16 protein-coding genes are annotated in these 15,756 nt (G+C 72.5%); 11 read left to right on the plus strand and 5 right to left on the minus strand.

The window, feature by feature from the left end; all coding sequences use genetic code 11:
* Window positions 1-19: 19 nt before the first annotated feature.
* The 4 genes from ACFWW8_RS19450 (at window position 20) to ACFWW8_RS19465 (ending at window position 3,077) form a co-directional block, all read left to right on the plus strand.
* A complete protein-coding gene (locus tag ACFWW8_RS19450) occupies window positions 20-307 on the plus strand; it encodes a WhiB family transcriptional regulator (protein WP_386530229.1) in 288 nt (95 codons plus the stop codon).
* A gap of 232 nt (window positions 308-539) precedes the next feature.
* Window positions 540-914: an STAS domain-containing protein gene (locus ACFWW8_RS19455; RefSeq protein ID WP_386530198.1), complete on the plus strand. Its 375-nt coding sequence runs from the start codon at window positions 540-542 to the stop codon at window positions 912-914.
* Between the two features lie 179 nt (window positions 915-1,093).
* On the plus strand, window positions 1,094-2,413 hold the full coding sequence (locus ACFWW8_RS19460; protein ID WP_386530199.1) for an aldehyde dehydrogenase family protein: 1,320 nt from the start codon (window positions 1,094-1,096) through the stop codon (window positions 2,411-2,413).
* A gap of 124 nt (window positions 2,414-2,537) precedes the next feature.
* Window positions 2,538-3,077: a DoxX family protein gene (locus ACFWW8_RS19465; RefSeq protein ID WP_386530200.1), complete on the plus strand. Its 540-nt coding sequence runs from the start codon at window positions 2,538-2,540 to the stop codon at window positions 3,075-3,077.
* 97 nt (window positions 3,078-3,174) lie between these two features.
* On the opposite strand, the gene ACFWW8_RS19470 is transcribed toward ACFWW8_RS19465, so the two are convergent.
* Window positions 3,175-3,522 (minus strand): PRC-barrel domain-containing protein, encoded by a 348-nt coding sequence (locus ACFWW8_RS19470; protein ID WP_386530201.1) that lies wholly within the window; start codon window positions 3,520-3,522, stop codon window positions 3,175-3,177.
* Window positions 3,523-3,705: 183 nt separating this feature from the next.
* On the minus strand, window positions 3,706-5,436 hold the full coding sequence (locus tag ACFWW8_RS19475; RefSeq protein ID WP_386530202.1) for a thiamine pyrophosphate-dependent enzyme: 1,731 nt from the start codon (window positions 5,434-5,436) through the stop codon (window positions 3,706-3,708).
* Window positions 5,437-5,801: 365 nt separating this feature from the next.
* On the opposite strand from ACFWW8_RS19475, the gene ACFWW8_RS19480 reads away from it, so the two are divergent.
* Complete coding sequence (locus ACFWW8_RS19480; protein WP_386530203.1) at window positions 5,802-6,626, plus strand: DUF2382 domain-containing protein; 825 nt, start codon at window positions 5,802-5,804, stop codon at window positions 6,624-6,626.
* A gap of 329 nt (window positions 6,627-6,955) precedes the next feature.
* Here the strand turns inward: ACFWW8_RS19480 and ACFWW8_RS19485 are convergent, their stop codons facing one another.
* From ACFWW8_RS19485 to ACFWW8_RS19495, 3 genes are all read right to left on the minus strand, one after another.
* Window positions 6,956-8,062, minus strand: coding sequence for a glutamate--cysteine ligase (locus ACFWW8_RS19485; protein ID WP_386530204.1), 1,107 nt, complete (start codon window positions 8,060-8,062; stop codon window positions 6,956-6,958).
* A gap of 64 nt (window positions 8,063-8,126) precedes the next feature.
* Window positions 8,127-8,801, minus strand: a complete 675-nt coding sequence (locus ACFWW8_RS19490; RefSeq protein WP_386530205.1) for an HAD family hydrolase — start codon at window positions 8,799-8,801, stop codon at window positions 8,127-8,129.
* A gap of 13 nt (window positions 8,802-8,814) precedes the next feature.
* Window positions 8,815-9,780, minus strand: coding sequence for an LLM class F420-dependent oxidoreductase (locus tag ACFWW8_RS19495; protein ID WP_386530206.1), 966 nt, complete (start codon window positions 9,778-9,780; stop codon window positions 8,815-8,817).
* Window positions 9,781-10,400: 620 nt separating this feature from the next.
* Here ACFWW8_RS19495 and ACFWW8_RS19500 point away from each other — a divergent pair.
* The 6 genes from ACFWW8_RS19500 to ACFWW8_RS19525 all read left to right on the plus strand — a co-directional run bounded on the left by ACFWW8_RS19500 (window position 10,401) and on the right by ACFWW8_RS19525 (window position 15,716).
* Window positions 10,401-11,567 (plus strand): ATP-binding protein, encoded by a 1,167-nt coding sequence (locus ACFWW8_RS19500; protein WP_386530207.1) that lies wholly within the window; start codon window positions 10,401-10,403, stop codon window positions 11,565-11,567.
* Window positions 11,564-11,965, plus strand: a complete 402-nt coding sequence (locus tag ACFWW8_RS19505; RefSeq protein ID WP_383932434.1) for a roadblock/LC7 domain-containing protein — start codon at window positions 11,564-11,566, stop codon at window positions 11,963-11,965. Before ACFWW8_RS19500 ends, ACFWW8_RS19505 begins: the two co-directional genes overlap by 4 nt.
* Window positions 11,962-12,339 carry a DUF742 domain-containing protein gene (locus ACFWW8_RS19510; protein WP_386530208.1) on the plus strand — a complete coding sequence of 126 codons (378 nt, stop codon included), beginning with the start codon at window positions 11,962-11,964 and terminating at the stop codon, window positions 12,337-12,339. The genes ACFWW8_RS19505 and ACFWW8_RS19510 overlap by 4 nt, the downstream gene beginning before the upstream one ends.
* Entirely contained in the window at window positions 12,314-12,907 is a 594-nt protein-coding gene (locus ACFWW8_RS19515; RefSeq protein WP_386530209.1) for an ATP/GTP-binding protein, read from the plus strand. Before ACFWW8_RS19510 ends, ACFWW8_RS19515 begins: the two co-directional genes overlap by 26 nt.
* An 8-nt stretch (window positions 12,908-12,915) precedes the next feature.
* Window positions 12,916-14,259, plus strand: coding sequence for a cytochrome P450 (locus tag ACFWW8_RS19520; protein WP_386530210.1), 1,344 nt, complete (start codon window positions 12,916-12,918; stop codon window positions 14,257-14,259).
* Between the two features lie 104 nt (window positions 14,260-14,363).
* The gene (locus tag ACFWW8_RS19525; protein ID WP_386530211.1) at window positions 14,364-15,716 is read left to right on the plus strand and encodes a tryptophan dimethylallyltransferase family protein; all 1,353 of its coding nucleotides are present in this window, start codon (window positions 14,364-14,366) and stop codon (window positions 15,714-15,716) included.
* The last annotated feature ends 40 nt before the right edge of the window (window positions 15,717-15,756 follow it).

Consider the following 15,756-nt stretch of genomic DNA (forward strand, 5'->3'; position numbering starts at 1 on the left):
CCGTAGGAGAGCAATGGGGATCGCGAGGGTGTCGCACCTGCCCGGGCGGGCGGAGCACCACTGGATCTGGCAGGCGCAAGCCGCGTGCCGCGGCGTGGGAGCGGACGCGTTCTTCCACCCGGAGGGCGAGGGACGCTCTGACCGGGCGGCGCGCGAGGAGGCGGCCAAGGCCGTGTGCGCGGCCTGCCCCGTCCTCGCGCAGTGCCTGGAGCACGCGCTGCGCGTGGCGGAACCGTACGGCGTCTGGGGCGGACTGACGGAGCGGGAACGCCACTCGGCCGTCCGCTCGGAATCCGCCGCGGCCTGAGGGGTGTCGTCACACGCGCTCCGACCGCCCCCTGCGGGCGTACGCCCCGGACACCGCGCGGCCCGCCCTCCGGGCGTGCGGAACGGCTTCGACGACGCCCCCGGGGGTGCCTCGTCCGCTCCGCCGGTCGGCGGCCGAAACGGAACCGCCGGACCCCGCCCGGACGGGAAGGACCTTCGGGGTCTGGCCCCGTCCGTGACCGTCGGGCATGCTCGCCGTCATGGGAGATGACATGAGAGACACGACGGGAGTCGGCGGCCGAGCCGACATCGCAGCCGATGCCGGAAGCAGCCCACTGGGCTACCAGCACGCGTCGGGAGCGGCCTGGGTGGTCGAGGCGCGCGGGGAGCTGGACCTCGACACGCTCCCGCCGTTGGAAGCGGCCCTCAGCCAGGCAGCGGCGTCCCATCACATCGTGATCCTGGACGCGGCCGGCGTGACCTTCGCGGACTCCACCTGCCTGTCGGTGCTGCTGCGCGTGCGCCAGCTCGCCGATCTGCGGGTCGCCCGCCCCTCGGCCCAGCTCGCCCGCCTGCTGTCCCTGACCGGCGCGGACCGGGTCGTCACCGTCCACGCCGACCTCGACACGGCGACCGCCGAGACCTGAATCGGGTACCGCACCGGCGGGCGGGCGCGGCCCGCCGGTGCGGTCAGGTCCGCCCGCGGGGAATACCCCCGCCGCGATAGTTGCTGTATACATCGACTGTTGCGGGCGCATCCCGCAGCGCGTCGCACACCGAGCGCCGGCACCCCTCCCGGCGCTGCACGACGCCCCTGGAGAAACGCATGTCGGACCACTCGCCGGAACAGCCCGCAGACGTCGTCGCACGGCTGCGCGCCACGTTCGCCACCGACCGCACGAAGCCCCTGGCCTGGCGTACGGCCCAGCTCACGGCCCTGCGGACGCTGCTGACCGAGCGGGGCGACGAGCTGGCGGCCGCCCTCCGCGCCGACCTCGGCAAGAGCCGCAAAGAGGCGTACCGCACCGAGATCGACTTCACCGTGCGGGAGATAGACCACACGCTGGAGCACCTGGAGGAGTGGCTCCGGCCGCAGCCGGCCCCCGTACCGGAACGCCTGAGCCCGGCGACCGCCCACACCGTGCTCGACCCGCTCGGCGTGGTCCTCGTCATCGCCCCGTGGAACTACCCCGTCCAGCTGCTGCTCGCCCCGGTCGTCGGCGCGCTCGCCGCCGGCAACTGTGTCGTGGCCAAGCCGAGCGAGCTGGCGCCCGCCACCTCGCGCGCCGTCGCCGACCTCCTGCCGCGCTACCTGGACGGCGACGCGGTCGCCGTGGTGGAGGGCGCCGTGCAGGAGACCACCGACCTCCTCGCCCAGCGGTTCGACCACATCTTCTACACCGGCAACGGCCAGGTCGGCCGGATCGTCATGCGGGCCGCCGCCGAGAACCTCACGCCCGTCACCCTCGAACTCGGCGGAAAGTCGCCCGCGTTCGTCGACCGCGGCACGGACCTGGCCGTCGTGGCGGCCCGGTTGGCGTCCACCAAGTTCATGAACGCCGGCCAGACCTGCGTCGCGCCCGACTACGTCCTCACCGACCCCGAGACCGCCGCGCGGCTGGAGAAGGAGCTCGCCGCCGTCCTGCGCGCACTGTACGGCGACGACCCCGCGGCCTCCCCGGACTACGGCCGGATCGTCAACGAGCGGCACTTCGACCGCCTGACGGGCCTGCTCGACTCCGGCCGCACCGTCGTCGGCGGCGCCCACGACCGGGCCGAACGCTACATCGCGCCGACCGTCCTGGCCGGCGTGGCACCCGATTCCCCCGTCATGCGCGAGGAGATCTTCGGCCCGATCCTGCCCGTAGTCGAGGTCGCCGGGCTCGACGAGGCCATCGCCTTCATCCGCGACCGCGACAAGCCCCTGGCCCTGTACGCCTTCACCGAGTCCGCCACCACGCGCGAACGCCTGACCCGGGAGACCTCCTCGGGCGGCCTGGCCTTCGGTCTGCCCGTCGCCCACCTGACCGTCTCCGACCTGCCCTTCGGCGGGGTGGGCGAGAGCGGCATGGGCAGCTACCACGGCCGCTACTCCCTGGACGCCTTCAGCCACCGCAAGGCCGTGCTGGACAAGCCCCTGGGCTGACGCGCCGGAACGGGCGCCCGCGCCCCCCACCGGAAATCCGGCCCGCGCGGGAACAGCAGCGGGACCCGGCAGATCCGTCGGCCCGCGCCGGGATGGACGGGCCGGAGCCGGGCACGAGCGGGACATGGCTGTCCTTCGAAAGCTCGCCCGCCCCCTGCTGGCCGCCCCGTTCGTCACCGACGGACTGCGCACCCTGCGCCGTCCCGAGGCGGTGGCGGAGCAGGCCCAACCCGTCGTCCGCGCGGTCGGTGACCGCGTCCCCGCACTCGCCGGGGATCCGCTGAAACTGGCGCGCCTGAGCGGCGCCGTCCAGATCGGTGCGGGCCTGCTGTTCGCGACGGGGCGCGCGCCCCGCATCGCGGCGCTCGCGCTGGCCGCGACGATGGTGCCGACCGCCCTCGCCGGCCACGCCTTCTGGACGGTGGAGGACCCGGAGGAGCGCGCCCGGCAGCGCGTCCACTTCCTGACGGACCTCTCCGTCCTGGGCGGTCTGCTCATCGCCGCCGCCGACACGCACGGAAAGCCCTCGCTCGCCTACCGCTCCCGCCACGCCCTCGACCACAGGCACCCGGTGCGCGCCGTCCGCCGCCCCGTCGAAGCGGCCGCCGCCGTGACGGCCGCCCGCGTCAAGGCCGTGACGCGCCCCCTCACCCACGCGCTCTGAGGCGGCCCCCCGCCGTCCCGGCGCGGCCGACCGCCGCACATGGCACGGCCCCGGTTCCCGCACCGCGTACGGGAACCGGGGCCGTGCGGCGTGCGGGTCAGCTCCCGTCGCGCCCGTAGTAGTCGCCGACGCGGCCGCGGTAGCCGGGGTCGCCCCGGTGCTTCTCCCTGTCGTACTCCGGGGCGTTCTTGATCTGGTCCTTGGTGCGGCTGACGTGGACCGTCCGCTCCTCCATGTCCACGCGGCCGACCGTGCCGGCGGGCAGCAGGACCTCCTTGCCGAAGATCCACGGACCCGTGTCGACGACGATGTACGCGGAGCCGACGTCCTGGGTGTGCTCGTCGACCGTGCCGATGTGGCCGTCGGCCGCCTCCACCTTGAATCCGATCAGGCTGGCTCCCGCCGTGGAGCGGGATTCGGGGCCGTAGCTCCAGAGTTCTGACATGGCTCCTCGTTTCCGTAATGCCCCGCGCACCGGGGCGGACATGGTGTTCCCTTCCCGTCCCGCGCACCGTCGGTCGACGGCCCTACGCCACCTGCGGGACCCGCCACCCGGACGGCTCCGCGGCGAACGCCGCACCACGGCCCCCGGGCGCCCTGCCCGCGGGGCGCCTCCCGGCGGGCCCGGTCAGCCCGCGCCGCCCGGGAGGGCCTCCTTCACCTTGGCCATGGCGAAGCCCCACCCCTGCGCGACCGTCGGCTTGCCCGGTACAGCCACCTCCTCGGGGTTCGTCAGCACGTCCAGCAGCACCGGCCCCGGGGTGTCGAAGGCCCGGCGCACACTGTCGTGGAGGTCCGCCGGGTCGGTGACGCGGATCCCGGTGATCCCGAGCGCGGTGGCCACCGCGGCGAAGTCGGGGTTGTCGAGCTCCGTACCGAACTCGGGCAGACCGGCCTGCTCCTGTTCGAGCTTGACCATGCCCAGCCGGCGGTTGTCGAAGACGACGAGCTTGACCGGCAGCCGGTACGTCCTGATCGTCATGAGGTCGCCGAGCAGCATGCTGAGCCCCCCGTCACCGCAGAAGGCGACGACCTGACGGTCGGGCGCCCAGAGCTGGGCACCGAGGGCCTGCGGCATGGCGTTGGCCATCGAGCCGAGGTTGTACGAGCCGATCAGGCGCCGGGCGCCGCGCATGGTGACGAAGCGGGAGAGCCACACGGTGGCCATGCCCGTGTCGGAGGTGAAGACGGCGTCCTGGTCCGCGTACGCGTCGACGGCGGCGGCCAGCGCCTCGGGGCGGATCTCGTGGTCGCGGTTGTCCAGCGCGGCCCGCAGCCTCCCGGTCCAGCGGTGCTCGTGCGCCGGGTCGGCCAGCCGGCGCTGGCCCTCCTGCCAGTGCGCGAACCGCTCCCGGGCCTCGTCCAGGTGCGCCCGGTCCGGGACCGCCTTCAGCAGCGGGAGCAGCGCCCGCAGCGTGGCGCCCACGTCACCGGCCAGACCCACGTCGACGGGGACCCGGCGCCCCAGGTGCTCCTCGCGGGTGTCGATCTGGACCACCTTGCAGTCCTTCGGGTACCAGTCCCGGTAGGGGAAGTCGGTGCCCAGCATGAGGAGGGCGTCGCCGTGGTCGAGGGCGTGGCCTGCGGCGGGGTTGCCGATGAGGCCGGTCTGACCGACCTGGAAGGGGTTGTCGTCGTCCTCGAACCCCTCCTTGGCCTTCAGGGTGAGCACCATGGGAGCGGCGAGCAGTTCGGCGGTGCGCAGGACCTCGGTCCGGGCGTCGCGTGCTCCGCGCCCCACGAGCAGGGTGACGCGGGAAGCGGCGTTCAGGAGTTCGGCGGCCTCGGCGAGCGCGGGGTCGTCGGGGCGGGTGACGGCGCGGTCGAGGGCGATGCGCGCGGGGCGGTCCTCACCCGTTTCCAGGTCGCCGATGTCGCCGGGGACGGTCAGGACGGCCACCCCGCCCTGGCCGACGGCCGCGCGTACGGCGGACTCCAGCATCCGGGGCATCTGCTCGGGGGAGGTGACGGTGGCGCGGTAGACGGCCACGTCGCGGAACAGCAGGTCGTTGTCGACCTCCTGGAAGTAGTCGCTGCCCATCTCGGCGAGGGGGACCTGGCCGCAGATCGCCAGGACCGGGGTGTGGCTCTTGGCGGCGTCGTAGAGCCCGTTCAGGAGGTGCACCGAGCCGGGGCCCACGGTGCCCGCGCACACGCCTATCGTGCCGGAGAGCTGCGACTGCGCCCCGGCGGCGAATGCCGCGGCCTCTTCGTGCCGGCAGCCGACCCAGCTCAGGCCGTCCGTGGTGCGGATCGCGTCGGTCAGGGGGTTCAGGGCGTCCCCGACGACTCCGAAGACGTGCTGGACGCCCAGGTCCTTGAGTGCGTCGACGATCACGTGGGCGACGGTGCGTGCCACAGGGGTGCCTTTCCTTGCGGGGCGGGTGTGCGGAGCGGTCCGGGTACGGCCGCCTGCCCCGTCGGGTGCCCCGTCGCCGGGCACTGATGCGGGCGGCGGCCCGGCCCCTTCGCTGGCCGGGTCGGGGTCCGGGCGGCCGCGCGCGACACTCGGCCGCTCACCCGTTCGGCGCATGCGGTGGCTTTGCGTGACGGGGCCGGTACACAGGGGCGCCACGGCGTCCGGGGCACTCCGGCGCTCCTGTGGGGCGCTGCGGCGGGTTGCGGAGAAGCGGCGCGGGGTGCGGGCTAGAGGAGGGCACGGGGTGAGCGCGGGACACCGACGTCTCCGCGGATCGCGTGCCGTACGCACTGGAGGATTCACCGATGAGCGCTGGAAACGGTTTCCTGAGCACCGAGCAGCTGATCAACCTGACGGCCTACGACACCGACGGGGAGAAGATCGGCAGCGTCGGTCAGGTCTACCGCGACGACGCGACGGGCCGCCCCGAGTGGGTCACCGTCAAGACCGGCTGGTTCGGGATGAAGGAGTCGTTCGTCCCCCTCGCGGGCGCCCGCAGCGACGGCGAGGCCCTGCACGTCCCGCACGCCAAGGGCATCGTCAAGGAGGCCCCGCGCGTCGACGCCGACCAGCACCTGGACGCCGACGAGGAGGCCCGGCTCTACCGGCACTACGGCCTGACCGGCTCGAACGGCAACGGCAACGGGCAGGGCAAGGGCAAGGGCAAGGGCCACCGTACGGCCGTGGACGCCCCCGGCATCGCGACCGGGACGTACGTCGACGACCGGGGCGAAGGGCGCCGCGACGACGAGCTGATCCGCTCCGAGGAGCGGCTGCGCGTGGGCACGACCAACGAGGAGGTCGGGCGGGCCCGCCTCAAGAAGGTCGTCGTCACCGAGAACGTCACCACCACCGTCCCCGTGAGCCACGAGGAGGTCCGCGTCGTGCGCGAACCCGTCCGCAAGGGCGAGCGCGTACGGAGCGACATCGGCGACGGCGAGAGGGAAGTGACCCTGCACGCCGAACGGGCCGTGACCCGCAAGGAGACCGTGCCCGTCGAGCGCGTGCGCCTGGAGACGGAGAAGGTCACGGAACAGAAGGAAGTCTCGGACACCGTCCGCAAGGAGCAGGTCCGCTTCGAGGACGACCAGAACCGCAAGGGCGAGCGCCGGGGCGGCCCGCGCCGCTGACGCGACGCGGCAGCAGGCCAACGCGGAACGGGCCCGAACTCGACGAGTTCGGGCCCGTTCTCACGCGCACGGCGGTACCCAGCTCAGCGCGGTAGTGCGGGTCCGCCACGTGCTCGTCCGGGCGGATTTCACGGCGTGCGCGAAATCCACTCCGCACTCCGCTTGCCCCGTACCCGGCATCCCCTTCACGCGGATCGGGCGCCGGGCCGACGCGCCGGCCCGAAAGCCGAACGGCGGTGGCCCGTCATGATCAACCTCCGCACCCGCGTGTTCCCCGCTCCCCCGCGCACACCTCCCGGATTTACGAATCCCCTACGCGGCCCCTCACCTCACCCCTCGGCCCAGTCGGACGCGGTCGCGTCGGTGATCAGGCGGACGAGCCCGGGCAGCCCGTCCCCGGTCAGGGCGCGGCGCTGGCGGTCCGCGGGCGTGCCCTCGCGCAGGAGCCGGTGGACGAGGGCGCTCACCTGCCGGAGGTCGCCGGCGTCCTCCAGGGCGGGCGTGATGTGAAGCAGGAGCGAGCACAGCACGTCGCCGCTGCTGTGCGGGCGGCCGAGCGGATCGAGCAGAGTGCCGTTCAGGCCGTGCCTGGCCGCGTGCCAGTTCCCGGCCTGCAGCAGCTCCGCCGGGCACCCCTCCAGCGGGGCGCCCGCCTTCTCCTCGGCGATCGCCGTGGCGACCAGCGCGCGGACGATGCCGGCGAGCATGACCGCGTCGTCGGCCCCGAGTTGAACGTCCGGACAGCGCACCTCGACGGTGGGATAGCGGTCGGAGAGCCGGGCCTGCCAGTACACCTGACCCCGGTCGGCGATCACCCCGGACGCGACCAGCGCGTCCAGCCGCCGCTCGTAGTCGGCGTGCCCGTCGAAGTGCGGCGGCGGCCCGCTGACGGGCCAGCGGCCGAAGACGATGGTCCGCCAGCTCGCGAAGCCGGTGTCCCGGCCCTCCCACACGGGCGAGTTCGCCGACATCGCGAGCAGGGTCGGGAGCCATCCCCGGATCCGGTTCAGGACGGCCACGCCCGTCTCCGGGTCGGGCACCGCCACGTGCACGTGCATGCCGCTGATCAGGTGCTCGTCGACGAGCTGCCGGGCCTCCCCCTCCATCCGCAGGTAGCGCGGTGTACGCGTCACCGGTACGGGGCCCGTCCCCCGCAGCGGCGCGGCGCCCGTGGCGGCGATCCGGCAGCCGTTCGCCTCGGCGGCCGAGGCCACCGCGTGGCGCAGGCGCAGCAGGTGGCCCCCCACCTCCTCCAGGGTGGAGCAGATGGGGGTGGCCACCTCGACCTGTGCCTGCAGCAGTTCGTCCTGCACCTCGGCGCGGTCCGCGAGGGGGCCGAGGCCCGCCGTGCGGCGGACGTCCTCCACCAGGGGCGCGGGCAGCCCGCCGACCGGCTCCACCAGCAGGTACTCTTCTTCGACACCAAGCGTGATCACGTTCTGCGGCTACCCGGATACGTCATGATCACCCTCGGCCGGACGGCCCGCCCGTCCCGAAGGATCAGGCCGCCGGCACCCGCGAGAAGGGGCTGTCGCCGAGACCGGCCAGCAGGTCGGCCGGGTCGCGGTAGACGGCGACCGCCCCCGCTTCCACCAGGTCGGCCCGGGGGATCCCGCCGCACAGCAGGCCGACGGCACTCACACCGGCCCGGGCGGCGGCCTGCATGTCCCAGACGGAGTCGCCGACGAACACCGCGCGCCCGGCGGGTACGCCCGCCCGTTCGAGGGCCTGCAGCACCGGGTCGGGTGCGGGTTTGCCCTGCTCGACGTCGTCGGAGGTCGCGGTGCCGGTGAGCGCGTCGTCCGCTCCGATGGCCCGGCGCAGGGCGTCCAGCTCCCGGTCCTTGGCGGAGGTGACGAGCAGAACCTTCCACCCGGTCTCCGCCAGTTCGCGCAGCACGTCGGCGGCGGAGCCGAAGGCGGCGAGCCGGTCGAAGTAGGTGGCGTAGAGGGTGTCGTGGGCGGCGCTGATGCGGTCGTCCCCGGAACGGTCGCGGTCCTCGCCGCCCAGGAGGTGGTCGAGGAGGTCCATGCCGGGGAGGCCGATCGCCCGGTGGACGGCGTGCATGGGCACCCGGTGTCCCGCCTGGCGCAGGGCTTCCCACCAGGAGGTGACGTGGAGGTGGTTGGTGTCCGTGAGGGTTCCGTCGACGTCGAAGAGTGCGGCGCGGTTCATGGCTGCGGCCACCTCACAGGTTCCGGAGGGCGGGGAGCAGCTTGGCCTCGGCCCATTCGAGGAACGGCTCCTGGTGGTCGCCGCCGATCTGGACCAGGGCGACCTCGGTGAAGCCCGCCTCCGCGTAGGGGCGCACGGCGTCGACGAACGCGTCCACGTCGTCGCCGCACGGGATGGCCTCGGCGACGTCCTGCGGACGGGTGTGCTGCGCGGCCTGGTCGAATCCGGCCGTGCCCGGGAGCTCGGCGTTGACCTTCCAGCCGCCGAGCGCCCAGCGGAACTGGTCGTGGGCGCGGGCCACCGCGGCGTCGCGGTCGGGGTCGTAGCAGACGGGGAGCTGGCCGACGCGCGGTTTGCCCGCGCCGCCGTGCGCGTCGAACAGCCGCAGCAGCTCCGGCTTCGGCTCCGTGGCGATCACGAGGTCGCCGTACCGGCCCGCGACCTCGCAGGAACGGGGCCCGGACACGGCGATCCCGATCGGGGGAGCCTCGTCGGGGAGGTCCCACAGCTTGGCGTTCTCGACGTCGAAGTGCGCTCCGTGATGACTCACGTACTCCCCGGTGAACATCCGCCGGATGATGTCGGTGGCCTCCTCCAGCATTTCCAGGCGTACGTGGGCCGCGGGCCATCCCGAGCCGACGATGTGCTCGTTCAGCCGCTCCCCCGAGCCGAGTCCCAGCCGGAACCTGCCCTCGGAGAGGATCTGCACCGTGGCGGCCTTCTGCGCGACGACCGCGGGGTGGTAGCGGAAGGTGGGGCAGGTCACGTACGTCATGAGCGGGATCCGGGACGTGGCCTGGGCGGCCGCGCCGAGCACGCTCCAGGCGTACGGCGCGTGCCCCTGCGCATCCAGCCAGGGGAAGGAGTGGTCGGAGATCACGGAGAAGTCGAACCCCGCCCGCTCCGCGCCCACCACGTGGGAGACCAGCTCCCGCGGGCCGGCCTGCTCGGTCATCATCGTGTACCCGATACGCACCATGGGGAGCGCCTAGCCGCCATCGGGCCGGGTGAAACCTTCCGGCGCCAGGAGCCTCCGGACGGCGCAGCGACAACGCCGGTCCGGCCGTACCCCGCGACGGACGGGGACGGGTCCGGGTATCCGTCTCCCTCTGCGAGCGAGAGCAATTCCCAGCCATCCGGTGAATGTGCCCGCACCCATTGCGTCGCGCGGCGCGCCCGGGGGTGCGGCACTTCGATACCCGGGTCGTCCCACAGCCCGGACAAGAGCGCCCGAACGGACGGCGAAGCGCAGGCGTCCAGGCTGCCGCGGCCGGACCGCGAAAGCCGCGGACCCCCCTTTGCGGACACCCGGCCGAGGCGTGCGCCCGTCGGATCGCGCGGGCTCTCCGTACGCCACCTGAGGTCGGTGAAGCCACTGGAGAACGGGCCAATACCCACCAGTAAGGCCCTCATTGACGGTCAATCACCTCAACAGGCCCGGTGATACGATCATCGTACTTGCGGAGCGGCGGATGGACTTTCGACGACATCTCCGACCACGGCGACCATCCGGACGGTGCCCCCGGTACGGATGGTCCGCCGGTCCACCCGCATTGACGGAATGCAGCAACTGGCCGTCAGTCGCCTGAAGAGAGTCTTATGACGTCTTACATACAGAACCCAGTAATCTGGGCGCTTCTCGTCGCCGTCATCGGTGCGGTCTCCGTCATTGTTCGCCAGCGCAGGGCAGCGCGGGCTTTTAGGCGCGAGATCGAAGAGATGAAAGCCCACTACACCCAGCTGGAGAACAGCTTCTCGAAATCCGTCGAGTCCGAGAAGGAGCAGGCGCAGGACGCGACGAAATCGGTCCTCAAGTCCGCGATGCGGACGCTCCAGGGTCTCGCCGCGGAACAGCAGTCGGTCATCTCCGGTCTGCAGACCAAGTACGGCGAGTCCGTGATCCTCCAGGACCTCCTGGAGATCGACCACACGAACTCGCAGTTCGGGCGGCGCGCCCAGTCCATCGCCGTCCTGTGCGACGGCTGGCTCGGACGGCAGCGCGAGGTCGCCTCGGTCTACGACGTCGTCCGCAGCGCGCAGGGCCGGATCCGCCACTTCCGACGCGTGGAGATCCTCTCGCAGGTCGACTTCGGAATCACGAACCGGGCCGTGGAACCCGTGGCACTGGCCCTGGCCGAGCTGCTCGACAACGCCACCAGCTATTCCAGCCCGGACACCGTGGTCGAAATCAACATCCGCACCGTGCCCAAGGGCATCTGCATCATCGTCGACGACGCCGGTGTCAGCATGAACGACGAGGAGCGGGCCAAGGCCGAAAAGCTCCTGTCGAGCGAGCGGGTATCGGGCGTCTCCGGACTGGGCAGTCCCCCGCAGTTCGGCTTCGCGGTGATCGGCGTGCTCTGCGAGCGCTTCGGCTTCGAGGTGTCCGTGGACTCCAACTCACCCTACGGAGGGGTCCGTGCCGTCCTCCTGCTGCCGCACGAACTGCTCACCGCCATGCCCGTGAAGAAGGCCCCCGCGCCGGCGGTCCCCGCCTCCGCCGCGGAGCCGGCCGGCCCCCAGTCCGCGATGACGACGTCCTCGACCGTCGACGGCCTGCCCCGGCGCAGCCGCAAGCGGCCGATGGCGATCGTGCCCGGCAGCGCGTCGGGCACACCGTCGGCGAACCGCTCCGAGGCGGAGGCAGCGGCGATCATGGGCGCCTTCCAACGGGGTACGGAGATCGGACGGGCCACCCGCCCGGACTCGGCGAACCCGTCGAGCAGCACACGTGATGCGAGCAGCGAAGGACATGAGGTCTCGTGAACAACGATCTGTCATGGATGCTGGACAGCGCCCTGGAGATACCCGGGGCGCTGCACGCGGTCCTGGTCTCCGCCGATGGTCTGCTGATGGCCCGGACGAAGGACTTCCACAAGGACAACGCCGACACGGTGGCCGCCGCGATGAGCGGCGTGCAGTCGCTCAGCCGCTCCCTCGGGTTCTTCATCGAGAGCGGCCAGCTGCAGTGGCGGCAGACGCTCGTCGAGTTCGACGGCGGCTGGGTCTTCCTGATATCCGCCGGGGAGGGCGCATATCTCGGGGTCTCGGCCTCGCCCGACGTCGACATGCAGGACATCACGTTCCGGATGCAGCAGCTCGTGGGGCAACTGGGCAAGGCCCTGACGACGCCGCCGCGCGAGAACCTCGGCGTCCGCTCGTGAACGGCTTCGACGATCTGGAGCCCGAGACCGCGGAATTAGTGCGTCCGTACGTCATCACCAAGGGACGCGGGCTGCCGGACGAGGAGAAGCTCTCCCTCATCACCCTGGTGACCGCGGCGGGCGACCGGCTCCAGCGTCCCACCCAGCTGTCCCCGGAGGAGCAGGGCCTGCTGGACCTGTGCACCGCCGGCTTCCTCTCGGTCGCCGAGATCGCGGGGCACACCCGGCTTCCCATGGGCGTGGTGAAGATCCTGCTGTCCGCCCTGACGGAGGGCGGCTACCTCATCACCCGTCCTCCCGTGCAGCGCGCCCCGCTCACGGACCGACGCATCCTCGAGGAGGTACTGAATGGGCTCCGCACCAAGTTTGGCTGAGCAGGCGTACGTGCGCGGCGGGGCGACACAGACCGCCGTGAAGATCCTCGTCGTCGGTCACTTCGCCGTCGGCAAGACCACCCTCATCGGGGCGATATCGGAGATCCCTCCGCTGTCCACCGAGGAGACGATGACGCGCGCCGGCGAGTCGTTCGACGACCTCAAGGGCATCCGGAGCAAGACCACCACCACCGTGGCCATGGACTTCGGCCGCCTCACCATCAGCGACCGCGTGGTCCTCTACCTCTTCGGAACGCCCGGTCAGCTGCGGTTCGTTCAGATGTGGGAGGACATGGCGCGCGGCGCGCTCGGCGCGCTGGTGCTGGTGGACCCGGAGCGGCTGGCGGACTCGTTCGCCGTGATCGACCTCATCGAGCAGTACGGCCTGGACTACGCGATCGCCGTCAACCGCTTCGACGGCACTCCGATCCGGGAGGAGCGGGCGCTGCGCGAGGCCCTGGACCTGCTCGACGACACCCCGGTCGTCACCTGCGACGCGCGCGACCCGAAGTCGTCCGCCGACGCGCTGATCACCCTTGTCCGCTATTTGCTGGACCGCTCCCGCTAGGAACAGACATGGACGCTCAACACACCGCCCCCGTGCCCCCGCCCGGGTGCCCGGCCCACAACAGCGGCGGCCGGGTGCCGCTGCACGGACCGGGGTTCGCGGCCGATCCGCAGGCGTACTACGCCTACATGCGCCACTACGGTCCGACCGCGCCCGTGGAGCTGGCCCCGGGGGTGGAGGCCACGCTCGTGACCGACTACTCGACGGCACTGCAACTCCTGCAGGACTCCAGCTCGTTCCGCAAGGACGCGCGCCGCTGGCGGGACCTGGCCGAGGGCCGGATCAGCCCGGACAACCCGGCCGTGCCGGTACTGGCGTACCGGCCCAACTGCATGTTCAGCGACGGCCCCGAGCACCTGCGGCTGCGGCAGGCGGTCACGGACAGCATGGCCCGGGTCGACTCGCGCAAGCTCAGCCAGAGCACCGCGCAGGTCTCCAACTACCTGATCTCGCAGTTCGGTCCGCGCGGTTCGGCCGACCTCCTCGCCGACTACGCCAAGCAGCTGCCGCTGTTCGTGTTCAACGAGCTGTTCGGCTGCCCCGCCGACATCGGCGACCGGGTGTTGTTCGGCATCACCGGCATGTTCGACGGAGTCAACGCGGAGCGGGCGTTCGAGGTGCTGTTCGGGGCCGTCGGGGAGCTGGTGGCCCTCAAGCGCGCCAAGCCGGGCGAGGACGTGACCTCGTGGCTGATGCAGCACGAGGCGAAGCTCACCGACGAGGAGATGGTCCACCAGCTCGCCCTGCTCCTGGTGGCGGGCAACGAACCGCTGCGCAACCTCATCGGCAACACCCTGCACCGGTTGCTCACCCACGACGCGTACGCCCACAAGGGCGGTCTGATCGACGAGGCGATCGACGACACGCTGTGGGAGAACCCGCCGATGCAGAACCTCGCGGCACACTATCCCGCGGCCGACATGGAGTTCGCCGGGCAGAAGCTGCGGGCGGGAGACCTCGTCCTGGTCAGTTTCGCGGCGGCCAACACCGGGCCGGCACTGACGGCCGCGCGCCAGGCCGGCAGCAACCGCGCCCACCTGGCGTGGAGCGCGGGCCCGCACGCCTGCCCGTCGAAGGAGCCCGCCCGGCAGATCACGGTGACCGCCGTGGAGAACCTGCTCAACCGGCTCCCCGACGTCGAGCTCGCCGTGCCGGAGGACAGCCTCGTCTGGCGTCCCGGCCCCTTCAACCGCGGACTCACCACGCTGCCCGCCCGCTTCACCCAGGTCGCCGCGGCGCGGGGGGCCTCTCCCGCGGCCCGAGCGCAGGCGCCCGAGCGTACCGACACGGGTGGCGGAAGGCGTGAACGGGCTGGAATGTGGAGCCAGTTCCTCACCTGGATCACAAAGTGATCCACGCAACTCCCGTTAACTCCCCCACCACAGCATGAACGTTTCGCCTCAAGGGTAGTGAGCACCGCGTTGTTCCATCCGGCTCATGAGGCGAAGGAGGTGTCGTGGACCAGCTGTCCGACGACGCCACGGTCATGCACCACCCCCCCGAACGCGGCCCCTCCGATGCCCGCCCCACCAGGCGGGCATCTCCCCGGGCCCTGCGGACGGGGCCGGGAGGGCCGGTGACGGCAGGCTCCCGGCCCGTCGCCCCGAAACCCTCCGCCGGGGAGACGCTCGGCGGCCATACGGCGAGACAGGTGCTGCGGCTGTGCGAGGCGGCGGGGTTGAACGGGGCCGACTCCGCGGGCTACGCACGGACGCTGCTCTCGGTGCTGGGCCCCGTCGGCGAGCGGCCGCTCGACCTGCCGCCCCCCGAACGCTCCTTCCTCTCCGACGACCACACGCCGGTGGAGTTCTCACTCTCCTTCACGGCGGACGCGGAGCCGACCCTGCGGGTGCTGCTCGAGCCGGGGTACGGCGCCGGCAGCCTGGAGCAGAACGGGAGCACCGGGCTGCGGGTCGTGCGCGACCTGGCCCGCAGGTGGGGGTTCGACACCACGCGGCTGGACGAGCTGGAGGACCTGTTCTTCCCGCCGGACCCCGAGGGGCCGCTGGCGCTGTGGTGCGCGCTGGAGCTGCTTCCCGGCGGCGTCCCCAAGGTCAAGGTGTACCTGAACCCCGCCGCGTCCGGCCGGGAGCGTGCCGCGGCAACGGTGCGGGAGGCCCTGCGCCGGCTCGGCCACCGGCAGGCGTTCGCGTCGCTGCCCGAGGGCGACCGCCACCTGTTCTTCGCCCTGGACCTGGGCGACTGGGAAGAACCCCGCGTGAAGGTCTACCTCGCGCACCACGACCTGTCGGCGCCGGAGGCCGCCGGTCTGTCCCGGGTGCCCGACCCGTCCCGCGCGGCCGGCGGTCCGGACCGGACGACCGGGTCCGACCCTGTGGCGGAGTGCGCGGCTGCGGCCGACTCCGCAGCCGAGGTGCGGAGGTTCTTCGGCATGGCGGCCGGGCACGACGTCGACGACGAGACCCCCGCGGCGGGGGACGGGCCGGACCCGCGCCTCGGTCGCCGGCCCGTCCAGTCCTGCCACGCCTTCACCGAGACGGGGACCGGCCGGCCCAGCGGCTTCACCCTCTACGTCCCGGTCCGCGACTACGCCCCGCACGACGGCGAGGTCCTCGACCGTGCGGTGGCCGTGCTCGGCCGGCACGGCATGGACGCCGCCCCGCTGGTGCGTTCGCTGGCCGCCGTGACCTCCCGGCGGCTGCACGACGGCGTCGGGCTCATCGCCTACCTGGGGCTCGCCCACCAGAAGGGGCGGCCGGCGCGGGTGACCGCGTACATCTCCTCGGAGGCGTACCGGGTGAAGCCCCCCGTCCCCGCGCCGCCCGTGCGGATCGGAGCCGTCGGCTGAGGCTCCCGGGGCCGGGCCGCGGCAGCAGGCGCCCCAGGCC

Source organism: Streptomyces sp. NPDC058701 (assembly GCF_042715295.1).
In the GTDB taxonomy this organism is placed as follows: domain Bacteria; phylum Actinomycetota; class Actinomycetes; order Streptomycetales; family Streptomycetaceae; genus Streptomyces.

Coding starts and splice junctions, on each gene's coding strand:
- ACFWW8_RS19480 (WP_386530203.1), top strand. CDS start 5,802: ATGAGCGCTGGAAACGGTTTCCTGAGCACCGAGCAGCTGATCAACCTG.
- ACFWW8_RS19520 (WP_386530210.1), top strand. CDS start 12,916: ATGGACGCTCAACACACCGCCCCCGTGCCCCCGCCCGGGTGCCCGGCC.
- ACFWW8_RS19495 (WP_386530206.1), bottom strand. CDS start 9,780: ATGGTGCGTATCGGGTACACGATGATGACCGAGCAGGCCGGCCCGCGG.
- ACFWW8_RS19490 (WP_386530205.1), bottom strand. CDS start 8,801: ATGAACCGCGCCGCACTCTTCGACGTCGACGGAACCCTCACGGACACC.
- ACFWW8_RS19465 (WP_386530200.1), top strand. CDS start 2,538: ATGGCTGTCCTTCGAAAGCTCGCCCGCCCCCTGCTGGCCGCCCCGTTC.
- ACFWW8_RS19515 (WP_386530209.1), top strand. CDS start 12,314: ATGGGCTCCGCACCAAGTTTGGCTGAGCAGGCGTACGTGCGCGGCGGG.
- ACFWW8_RS19460 (WP_386530199.1), top strand. CDS start 1,094: ATGTCGGACCACTCGCCGGAACAGCCCGCAGACGTCGTCGCACGGCTG.
- ACFWW8_RS19470 (WP_386530201.1), bottom strand. CDS start 3,522: ATGTCAGAACTCTGGAGCTACGGCCCCGAATCCCGCTCCACGGCGGGA.
- ACFWW8_RS19455 (WP_386530198.1), top strand. CDS start 540: ATGAGAGACACGACGGGAGTCGGCGGCCGAGCCGACATCGCAGCCGAT.
- ACFWW8_RS19500 (WP_386530207.1), top strand. CDS start 10,401: ATGACGTCTTACATACAGAACCCAGTAATCTGGGCGCTTCTCGTCGCC.